Here is a 7,666-nt window from a genome sequence, read left to right on the forward strand (position 1 = left end):
GCAAGTGCCGCGACGGTGGTGCTGCGGGCGGCTTCGGCGGTGCTTGCGCGGTCCGGGCCGAGCACGCAGAGTTGCGTGACGGCGAGCAGCGCCGTGGGGCCTAGGAGGGCCCTGGCGGTGCGGGTGTGCTCGACCGGCATGCCCAACACGTTGCCGCCCCAGGCCTGTTCGGCTGCGAGAGCGATCATGCCGGGGTCGAGGGCCGCCAGTACCCGATGGGGCGAGGGCGCGGTGCCGGGCGGTCCGAACGGTGCGGCGTCCAGGGCGTCGAGGTAGGCGCGCATGGTGGGCAGCGGGGGACCGAAACGGTGGCCGCGGACCTGTTCGGCCAAGCTGGGGTGGCTGTCCCAGAGCCCGAGCAGGAAGCGCCCGGGGAAGGCTTCCTCAAGTGTGCGCTGCGCGGCGGCCGTTGTGACGGCGTCGCGCGCGTAGATGTCCGCAGCGCCGGCCGCCACCACGATCCGCCGGGTCTGCGACAGCAACATCGCGGCCTGGGCCATCGCCTCGCGTCCGGCGGTCTCGGGGAACCACAGGGTGCCGAAGCCGAGGTCCTCGATCGCGGTCACCGCCTCGCGGGCGTCGGCGGCCGTGCAGTCGTCGAGTTCGCCCGCCCAGATCCCGATCCGCCCGAGCTCGGGCCTTCCGTTGCTGTCCACTGTCTCTCCCGGAGCAGTAACTGGGGTGGCCCCCCGTTTCCACTGTCGGTACGATATGGAGGACCACCCCGGTTGGCAAGCCGTCAGGAGCTCCCGTGTCCCAGGACGTCACCGCGCAAGCGCCGAAGCGGCCCCTGCGCGCCGACGCGCGGCGCAACCACGACCTGGAGACCCTCTGCGCCAAGGCCACCGAGCTGGCCGCCGAGTCCGAGCCGGGAGACGCACTGGTCGGCTGGCTGCACGCCGTCGGCGCACACGCCGCGACCAACAGGGGCCTCGGGGCAGCGTTGATGCCCGGTACCGGCGCAGGTGACCCGACGCTGGGGGAGACCTGCCACGCGATGATCGTGAACGCCGGGGGCGAGCTGCTCACGCGGGCGCAGCAGGTCCGCGCGGTGCGCCCCGAGGTCACCGTCGTCCAGCTGCTCAAGCTGGTCGGAGCCATCGCGCTGGCCACCGAGCACGATCCGGACGGCGCGGCCGAGGCCGGTCGGCTGCTGGCGCTCGTCGTCGACGGGGTGCGCCCGGGCGGGACGACGGCGAGCTGAACAGCAGGCCGACCGCATTTCTGAGGGAGGATCAGAGCGTGACCGACAACCCGCAGAGCCCCACGGCCCCGGGGGCGGAGCCCGAGCCCGGGTACGTCCTCCGGGCGGGTGTCCACACCCTGCGCGTCGCGACCCGGGCGATCGCCGACGAGATCACCGCGCTGTGGAACTTGGGCCGGCCCGAGCCCGGTCTGGGACCACGTACCGGACTGCCGGACCGTCCACTACCTGCTGGCCACGGTCGAGCAGGACGGTTCGCTCAGCGGGGAGTGGGCCGGGCAGCGGCTGCGCTGGGAGTTCGAGTCCGGCTCCTACACCGCGCTACCCTGCCGGATCCGGATCGAGCGGCAGCCGCGCGGCTACACCGAGGTCGAGGCCCAGGGCACCGACCCGGTGGAGGTGGCGGCCGGGTTCGCCTCGGCGCTGAGCCAGGCGCGCGAGCAACTGTCCTGACAGGGCCTCGCTCTCGCACGCCGGCCGGCGATCAGGCCGGGTCTCCGTCAGCCGGTGAAGGCACCGCGCGTGGACGCAGGACCATGAGCGAGCCCTCCAAGGTCGCCACCATGGCGAAGGGGAACCGGTCGACCTCAAGACAGAGCGCGATGTCGTCAGGGTGGACTCCCTGGCGCACTCCCTCCGCCAACTCGGTGGCGGCACGGGACTCGGCGGCGCGGCGGACGAACCCGGCAGCATCCGTCACAGCCTCGGTGGCCCTCCGAGCGATGTACTGAGCACACGCCAGATCCTCCTCGGCCTGCCCGTCCTCGCCGGTCACCACGAACGTGACACTGTCACTCCCGCATGTCCGCAGGAGCCGAGCCGTTGCCTCCGCCACCACGAAGCCTGCGCACAGCACCAGCGACGCGTCCTTGACGGCGAGGGCGCCGACCGTCCCTGCCGTGGTCTTCTGCACAACGGTCCGTCCGCCGAGGTCGGCAGAGCGCAGCAGGCCGGGCGAGTTGACCAGGTCGAAGCCGGGCGCGGGCGGACCGTCCTTGAGCGCCACCCAATCCGGGTGGCGGGCCTTGAGGGCCAGGGCTTCGTCCAGCGACTCGGCCAGCACGATCTTCTCCGCTCCCCGGGCGAAGGCCCAGGCAGCCACGGTGTAGGCACGCATGACGTCGATCACGACCGCCACGGACGGGGTTTCGGTCAGTTCGGCTATGCCGAGAAAACGAGAGTCCATGCTTGAGTCTCCCGCATGGGGAGACGCCAAGGTGGGGGCATGGACGACGGCGGACTCTTCACGATCGGCGCGCTGGCGCGCCGGACCGGACTGACGGTCAAGACCATTCGGTTCTACTCCGACACCGGGATCGTGCCGTCGACCGATCGAAGCCCGGCCGGCTACCGGCTCTACGACAGCACGGCGCTCGCCCGCCTGGATCTGGTGCGTACCCTCCGCGACCTGGGAGTGGAACTCGCCGTCATCCGACAGGTGTTGGACCGACAGATCTCGGTGCCCGAGGTCGCGGCGGCCCATGCCGACGCACTGGAGGTGCAGATCCGCACCCTTCGGCTGCGGCGCGCGGTGCTCCGGGCGGTGGCCAAGCGGGGCTCCACTCCCGAGGAGACAGATCTCATGCACAAGCTCGCGAAGCTCTCCGACGACGAACGTCGGCGCCTCGTCAACGACTTCATCGACGACACCTTCGGCAGCCTGGAGGCCAACCCCGACTTCCTGGTCATGATGCGCTCGGCGATGCCCGAGCTGCCCGACGACCCCGAGATCGAGCAGGTGCACGCCTGGGTGGAGCTCGCCGAACTCACCCAGGACCCGGACTTCCGCGCCTCGGTGCGCCGGATGGCCGAGCACCAGGCGAACGAGCGCGCCCAGGGCGACACCACCGGCCTGCACCACGACCTCACCGAAGCCGTCCGCGACCGGGTCGGCGATGCCCTGGACGCTGGTGTCGCCCCGTCCTCCGCAGCGGCCGGTGCCGTCGTCGACGGCCTGACCGCGCGCTATGCCCAGGCGTTCGGCCGTGCGGACGACAGTGCCCTGCGCGACTGGCTGCTGACGCGCCTGGAAACGGCCAACGACCGGCGCACGGAACGCTATTGGCACCTCCTCGCCATCATCAACGGCTGGCCCGTCCCGCCGAGCCTCGGGCCCGTGTTCGACTGGTTCATCGAGGCTCTGCGGGCCGGGGCCGACGGCGGGCCGGACCCGTCTGCCGACCGGTGAGGTTCAGCCGAAGTCGGGGATGGGGTGGCCCGGGGCGAGGGCGGCGGCGATCCGCTGGGCGATCGTGTGGGCGCTGTGGCCGCCCGGGGCGTGGGGGCCGTCGGTGGTTGAGACGGCGATCGCCAGGTGGTCGCACGGGAGGTAGTTCTGGGAGGCGGAGTAGCCGAAGAACAACGGGTGTTGGGAGACCCAGTCGTTCAGGACGAGCAGGCCCATCCCGTAGTGGGTGGCTTCGGTCTGCGGCAGGCAGACCGTCTCCGGGCACTTCTCGGTCGGGTGGCCCAGGCCCACCGTCCCCGGGTTCAGCAACTCCCGGTAGGAGTTCGGGGAGAGCAGCTCGCCCGAGCCGATGGCGGCGGCCGAGCGGGCCAGGTCGCAGATGTCGGTGGTCTGCACCGCGCCGGGGGCGGTGGTCCACGAGGGGTTCCAGAAGCTGGACTCCTCGTACGTCCCGCGATCGGCGGTGAAGGCGTGCAGCACGGGTGCCGGGATGTCGGGCGTGAAGCTGTTGCGGGTCTCGGTCAGGCCCAGCGGGCCCATGATCTTCTGCTGGAGCAGGACGTCCAGCGGAGTCCCGGTGATCTTCTCCAGGGCGGTGCCGAGGAGGACGAAGTTGGCGTGCGAGTAGCTCCAGTTGGTCCCCGGGTCGTACCACTGGTCCTTGCCGGTCGAGATGGCCACCAGCTCCTCGGCCGTCCAGTGGCGGAACGGGTCGGCGAGGACGGCCTCGGAGAAGCCGGAGGCGGTGACGTAGTCGACCAGTCCTGAGGTGGAGTCGGCGAGCATCCGCAGGGTGATCCGGTCGCCGTGCCGCAGGTCGGGCAGCCACCGGGCGACCGGATCGTCCAGGCCGACCGTGCCCTCGTCGACCAGTCGCAGGAGCGCCGTGGCCAGGTAGCTGATCGCGATGTTGCCGTTCCTGAAGTGCATGGCGGGGTCGGCCGGGACACTCGTCATCGACTCGCCGAGCGCGGCGGTGACGACCTCGTGGCCGTGGTCGGTGACCCGCAGGATCACGGACTTGAGGCCCAGCTCCGCCTTGGCCTGCTCGGCGATCCGAAGGACGTCCGGAGCGGGGCCGCCGTCGGGCACCGGGGAACTGACGCAGGGTCGGCGGTGGCTGCCGTCGCTCGCTGCGGCGCCGGTGGTGGTGACGGGGGAACCGAGCACGAGGAGCGCGGTGACGGCGGTGACCGCGGCGAGGCGCAGCAGCGGCGTCGGACGGGTGGCTGTCATGTCGGCAGTATCGGTCGGGAGGATCCGGACGCCGGCCTGGTGGCCGCCGACCCGCACGAAACGTCACCCATCAGGACGGCACGGACAGTCAGGCCGTTCACCGGGTACGGTCTCTGACGGATGTCAGGGTGAGCGATGCGCGCCGGAACTGCTGGTGGCCGGGGCACCGGTCGTACTGGTCAGGTATGACGAACACAGCCGGAAGGCCTTCCTCCACGTCAGTTTGATTGGCGGAGCTCGGCTGGTGGGCACTGAGGCAAGTGGCAGCCTGGGCCCGGCCGGCGAGCTGGTGGTCCTGCCTCTGTCAGCGGTCCACCGGTGCCTCCGGCCCGGTGGCGCAGGGCGGTTAAGATCCGTTCACTTGTACGACTTTCTGGGGGGCGCCATGCGCAGCACCACTGTTTTCCTGACCGCCGGCGTGCTCTGCGCTGTCCTGGTCGCGTGTAGCGGTTCCAACAGCGCCGGCAGCTCTGGTGACGCGGGCGGGTCCGACAGCCCAACGGTGAAGCGGGCCCCAGTTGACGAGCCGTCCGGTGACGAGTGGGAAGGCCTCGCCGACATCACCTATACGGCACCGCCTGCCACGCCGTTGGCACTCGGCCAGCCGTGGCAGTGGACCAGCACCCGAGGCAACGGCGCCAAGGCCACCGGCACCACGGCAGTGCTGGCCTACGAACAGTACAAGCCGACGACCGGCTCGACGGACGCGAGGCTCCGGTACGACCAACTGAGGGTTCGCGTCTGCAACAAGGACGGAGCTCCCGTCGCCGTCAACCGACAGTTCTTCGCGCTCCTGCGACCCGATGGTGACGTCGACACGCAGAACGTGCGTAACCCCGACCCCGAGAAGGCCTTCCCGACCAAAACCCTCTTCCTCAAGCCCGGCGAGTGCAAGGAGGGCACCATCGAGTTCCTGGGCAACCCCGACAGTCGACCGCTCGTGGCGATCTGGGGTCCCAACGGCGCCCCCAGGGCCGCGACGTGGGCCATTCCGCAGTAGCCTGAACAGCGACTCGGCGAGCGCCTGGTCGGGTGGACCTGAGGCCGGATCAGGGAGAGCCGCGAGCCTGGCCTCAGGCTGAGCCACCAGGCCAGTACGGATGGGGAGACGGTGGCGGGGCGGGGAATTGCCCCGCCACCGGGTGGCGGAAGGTCAGGCGGCCGTGCAGGTGAGCGTCGGGGCCGTGTTGGCGCCCGTCCAGGTGCCCTGTAGGCCGAAGGAGGTCGAACTGCCGGGTGTCAGTGTGCCGTTGTACGTCAGGTTGGTTGCGGTGACCGAGCTTGCGGTCTGCTGGGTGGTGGCGCTCCAGGAGCTGGTGAGCTGCTGGCCGTTCGGCCAAGTCCAGCGTACGGTCCAGGACTTGGTGGCAGTGGTGGCGGACACCGTGACGGTCGCGGTGAAGCCGGGGGTCCACTGGTTGTCCAGGTGCCACCCCGCCGTGCAGCCCGCGCTGCCGCCGCCGCTGCCGCCCGTGGTGGCGCTGACGGCGGTGGAGGCGGTCGAGACGTTGCCGGCCGCGTCCCTGGCCCGCACGGTGTAGGAGTACGTGGTGGCGGCGGTCAGGCCGGGGTCGGTGTACGAGGTGCCGGTCGCCGTACCGGCCAGGGTCGCGCCACGGTAGATGTCGTACCCGGTGACGCCGACGTTGTCGGTAGAGGGAGTCCAGGAGAGCGAGACCGTGCTCGCGGTGCTGCCGGTGACGGCGAGCCCGGCGGGTGCGGACGGTGCTTGCACGTCGCCGCCACCGCCGCCGACCGGGCCGAAGCCGGGGGCCTTGACGTCTGCCAGGTAGGCGTCCTTGGTGGTGTTGACGGTGGTCCAGTCGTCGTTCAGGATTCCGCCGGTGTCACCGGAGTTGGGGTTCCAGGACCAGAACGTCCAGCTGATGCTGTCCGCGCCGTACTGGGCCGTCGGCCGCAGGTACTGCACCAGCGCCTTCAGCCACTTCTGGTCGACGGTGGACTGCAGGGTGGTGCCGAACTCGCCGACCCACACCGGTGCGATGTTCTGCTGGAACAGGTAGCCCCAGTTGCGGTCCCAGACGCCCGGCATGTTGGCCGGGAAGGACGGGTCGCTGAACCAGCTCTGCTGGGCCACGCTGGTCGCGTAGTCGTGCACGGAGTAGACCAGCCGGTCGGCCACGTTCAGCCGGACTGGGTACTGACCGGCGCCCTGGAGGTTGCCGCCCCACCAGTACGAGCTGCCGTTGAAGGTCTGGTTGCCCTCGACGAAGACCAGCAGCTGCGGGTTGGCGGCGAGCACCGCGTTGCCGGCCCGTTCGGCGGCGAGGCGCCAGTCGAGGGCAGGGTCGCCGCAGCCCCAACAGGCCGGGTCGTGCGGCTCGTTGTGCAGGTCGATGCCGATCACGGCGGGCTTGCCCGCGTACCGGGTGGCCAGGCTGGTGAGGTGGCTGATCCAGGCGGACTCGGGCACGGCGGCGGTGTACCAGAGCGCCGACTGCCCGCTGGAGTCCGGGCGGTGGCGGTCGAGGATCACCTTGAGACCGGTTGCTGCGGCCTGGTCGACGATCTTGTCCATCACCTGGAGTGAGTTCAGCCCTTGAAGGTCGGCGTTCATGCCGCCCGAGGTGTTGAGGCTGACCGGCGAGGTGCCGCTGAAGAGGTCGTCGCTGTAGGGCAGCCGGATGGTGTTGTAGCCGAGCGACTTGATCTGGTCGATCATGCTCTTGTAGTCCCGGGACCAGAGCCCGTGCGGGACGTAGTTGGCGGTCTCGAAGCCGAACCAGTTGATACCGGCGATCCGGACGGGGCGGTTGCCGTCGTCGAGGAGCTGCCGGCCGCTGGTGTGCCAGTAGCCGGAGCCGGTGGCACCGGCGGCGGAGACGCTGGTGGTGGGTGTGGTGGCCTGGGAAGTGGCCTGGGCGGCGGTGCCGGGGGCGATGAGTGCGGTCGACGCGAGGGCGATGGTCAACAGGGCATCGCGCAGGCGGCGTACGGGGTGGAGCACGTCGCTGGTCCTCTCTGGTACGGCCCGGCAAATGCGGAGTGGGAGCGCTCCCACGGTGCGGGAGGGCTGG

At 70.7% G+C, this 7,666-nt stretch carries 8 protein-coding genes; 4 read left to right on the plus strand and 4 right to left on the minus strand.

Translation table 11 applies throughout. The annotated features are described in order from the left end of the window. Positions 1-656, minus strand: a 656-nt coding sequence (locus ASC99_RS24405) for an LLM class flavin-dependent oxidoreductase (RefSeq protein WP_235583110.1), incomplete at its 3' end; no start/stop codon positions are given. A gap of 95 nt (positions 657-751) precedes the next feature. Here ASC99_RS24405 and ASC99_RS24410 point away from each other — a divergent pair. Then, positions 752-1,204: a hypothetical protein gene (locus ASC99_RS24410; protein WP_057235686.1), complete on the plus strand. Its 453-nt coding sequence runs from the start codon at positions 752-754 to the stop codon at positions 1,202-1,204. A 108-nt stretch (positions 1,205-1,312) separates the two neighbouring features. Further along, positions 1,313-1,657, plus strand: a complete 345-nt coding sequence (locus ASC99_RS24415; protein WP_057235688.1) for a hypothetical protein — start codon at positions 1,313-1,315, stop codon at positions 1,655-1,657. 31 nt (positions 1,658-1,688) lie between these two features. Here the strand turns inward: ASC99_RS24415 and ASC99_RS24420 are convergent, their stop codons facing one another. Next, entirely contained in the window at positions 1,689-2,390 is a 702-nt protein-coding gene (locus tag ASC99_RS24420) for a 2-phosphosulfolactate phosphatase (protein ID WP_057235691.1), read from the minus strand. Between the two features lie 39 nt (positions 2,391-2,429). Here ASC99_RS24420 and ASC99_RS24425 point away from each other — a divergent pair, with 39 nt between their 5' ends. Beyond that, entirely contained in the window at positions 2,430-3,392 is a 963-nt protein-coding gene (locus ASC99_RS24425; protein WP_057235693.1) for a MerR family transcriptional regulator, read from the plus strand. 3 nt (positions 3,393-3,395) lie between these two features. Here ASC99_RS24425 and ASC99_RS24430 read toward each other — a convergent pair whose 3' ends face one another. Then, positions 3,396-4,628: a serine hydrolase gene (locus ASC99_RS24430; RefSeq protein WP_057235806.1), complete on the minus strand. Its 1,233-nt coding sequence runs from the start codon at positions 4,626-4,628 to the stop codon at positions 3,396-3,398. A gap of 385 nt (positions 4,629-5,013) precedes the next feature. On the opposite strand from ASC99_RS24430, the gene ASC99_RS24435 reads away from it, so the two are divergent. Beyond that, complete coding sequence (locus ASC99_RS24435) at positions 5,014-5,628, plus strand: hypothetical protein (protein ID WP_157531716.1); 615 nt, start codon at positions 5,014-5,016, stop codon at positions 5,626-5,628. Positions 5,629-5,781: 153 nt separating this feature from the next. Here ASC99_RS24435 and ASC99_RS24440 read toward each other — a convergent pair whose 3' ends face one another. Beyond that, positions 5,782-7,596, minus strand: a complete 1,815-nt coding sequence (locus ASC99_RS24440) for a cellulase family glycosylhydrolase (RefSeq protein WP_057235699.1) — start codon at positions 7,594-7,596, stop codon at positions 5,782-5,784. Between the last annotated feature and the right edge of the window lie 70 nt (positions 7,597-7,666).

The sequence above is a fragment of the Kitasatospora sp. Root107 genome (genome assembly GCF_001424875.1).
Lineage (GTDB): Bacteria > Actinomycetota > Actinomycetes > Streptomycetales > Streptomycetaceae > Kitasatospora.

Bases quoted from the DNA above. Each gene is read 5' to 3' on its own strand.
- ASC99_RS24420 (WP_057235691.1), bottom strand. From the start codon at position 2,390: ATGGACTCTCGTTTTCTCGGCATAGCCGAACTGACCGAAACCCCGTCC.
- ASC99_RS24425 (WP_057235693.1), top strand. From the start codon at position 2,430: ATGGACGACGGCGGACTCTTCACGATCGGCGCGCTGGCGCGCCGGACC.
- ASC99_RS24430 (WP_057235806.1), bottom strand. From the start codon at position 4,628: ATGACAGCCACCCGTCCGACGCCGCTGCTGCGCCTCGCCGCGGTCACC.
- ASC99_RS24435 (WP_157531716.1), top strand. From the start codon at position 5,014: ATGCGCAGCACCACTGTTTTCCTGACCGCCGGCGTGCTCTGCGCTGTC.